1 protein-coding gene is annotated in these 2,217 nt (G+C 43.7%); it reads right to left on the minus strand.

Going from position 1 to position 2,217, the window contains the following annotated elements; all coding sequences use genetic code 11:
- Positions 1-282: 282 nt before the first annotated feature.
- Positions 283-1,731 carry a YfcC family protein gene (locus AB4653_RS11700; protein ID WP_009844712.1) on the minus strand — a complete coding sequence of 483 codons (1,449 nt, stop codon included), beginning with the start codon at positions 1,729-1,731 and terminating at the stop codon, positions 283-285.
- Positions 1,732-2,217 lie beyond the last annotated feature (486 nt).

A 2,217-nucleotide genomic window follows, 5' to 3' on the forward strand; every position in this document is an offset into this window, starting at 1 on the left:
AAATATAATTAACGTTAATAAATGACTAAATATTTTTATAAACATAATGGAGAGGAATGGATTGTTTTTTATTAGCCTTAACATCAATATTAAAATGTTGATTTACGCTTTGTCGAAGGTGTCCTTGGATTGTTTAAGGTTGGCTGATGAGGTTGGCTATAGAGAGGCTTTAAATAGAGTGTGTGCAGCTCGTGAGGTTGTTTTGGGGACTGGTTCTGAGGGCGATAGCAACAAAAAAGCCGCTAAGAAAGCGGCTTTGAACGAGAAGGTGGTGTGTAGGTTTTAGATAAGCGCACCAATACTTAGTACAACGATGCAGAACACCATCAAGATTCCGATTAATGGCATCACCCATTTAACCCAGCGCACGTAAGGGACACGAGCAATCGCCAAGCCGCCCATTACCACTGCAGAGGTTGGAGTGATTAAGTTGACCAAGCCAGATGCAGATTGGTAAGCGGTGATAACAAGGTCACGACCTACGCCAGCAAAATCGGCTAATGGCGCCATGATTGGCATAGTCAGCACTGCTAGACCAGAGGTCGAAGGTACTAAGAATGACAGTAGAATTTCTAAGAAGAACATCACGTTAATGAAGACAACTGAAGAAAGGCCAGTCACCATTTGTTCTGCTGAGAAAAGAATAGTGTCGGTGATCATACCGCGGTCCATTACGACTACGATACCACGTGCGATACCTATGATAAGCGCAACGCCCAGTAGGTCTCGAGCACCGTCAATGAAGCTAGTTGTGAACTCTTCCTCGCTCATGCGAGACACAATACCGACAATAATAGTCGCAGCTAAGAACATCGCGGAGATCTCTGCCATCCACCATCCAGCAACGGATACACCGTAAATCATGACAGCGAAAGAGCCACCAAAAATGGCCAGGATCAGTTTGCGAGTCGCGGTGAACTCCAGTTTTTCACCACTTGCGTTGCCAAGGAAGTGCGCTTTGTTCTCTTCGTATTTGTCGTAAACAATCGATGTTGTTGGATCGGCTTGTACCATTCTTGCGTAGCGCATGACGTAGGCGACACAGATACCCCAACCAATAATCAGCATTCCAATACGCAGCGCGATACCGTCGGTAAATGGAATACCAGAGGCGTTGGCAGCAATAACGGTCGCGAATGGGTTAATGGTAGAGCCTAGCACCCCAATGCCCGCGCCAAGCAATACCGTCGCAGCCGCAACTAGAGGGTCAAAGCGAGCTGCCATCATTACTGGTACTAGTAATGTATAGAATGGCAGTGATTCTTCCGCCATGCCGTAGACAGTACCACCAGCGGCAAACAGTGCCATCAGTATTGGTATCATCAACTCTTCTCGCCCTTCTAAGCGGGCGGTAACGCGCTCGATGCCAGCATCAATGGCACCTGTTTTGGTTACTAGTCCTAAGAAGCCACCAATGATTAAGATGAACAGCGAAACGTCGATAGCCGCTGCTTCATAGCTATTGTGGTCGTAGAAGCCATCAATAGGCGCTAGCAGTACATCAATCACGCCTTGAGGGTTACCTTCTACCGCTTGATAGGTTCCGGTTACGGGTACTTCTCGGCCTAGCTCTTCATTCATTGCACGGTCGTATTGGCCTGCTGGAACAATCCAGGTAAGCAGCGCGACGAACGCAATCAGAATAAATAGAATGGTGTAGGCAGAAGGAAATTTAAAGTTGGCAAAGAAGCCGCCCTTTTTTTTCTCGTTTGGTATCGTTTGAGTTGTCATGGCTATCTCCTTACATCATCTTAAATAGAAGTGATGTGAATTAGCGACTAATGATTTATAGATTGTAAATACACGGACACTTATAAAGCACTCAACGATATAAAGTTGCTGACTTTAAATTAAGGTTGTTTTTATATTTACCAATCCAAATGAAGTTAGATTTAATTTAGCTGCGGTTATTTTATTCCTTACGTCAGTATTTAAGTTTGGTGCTGTTCACAAAAATAATGGCTAATGAAAGGGCTGGAAAATGGCAGAAAATTGGCAAGGTTTTTTGGTTAGTTAGCTTGGATTAATATTCGATGGGGATGACGGTAAATCAAAGGGAGATTGACTGGGTAGGCATTCCTAATTAATGGCCTGAATAATCCTGGAATTTTATTCAAACTTTATTTTTAGTTGGTTTTTGAATTTTATAACGGTTATTTGACGTGTATCAAATAACACATTGAGCAGAAAACAAAAAAGGAAGCCGAAGCTTCCTTT

The sequence above is a fragment of the Vibrio sp. 10N.222.48.A3 genome (assembly GCF_041475345.1).
GTDB classification, from domain to species: Bacteria; Pseudomonadota; Gammaproteobacteria; order Enterobacterales; family Vibrionaceae; genus Vibrio; species Vibrio tasmaniensis_A.

Bases quoted from the DNA above. Each gene is read 5' to 3' on its own strand.
- AB4653_RS11700 (WP_009844712.1), bottom strand. From the start codon at position 1,731: ATGACAACTCAAACGATACCAAACGAGAAAAAAAAGGGCGGCTTCTTT.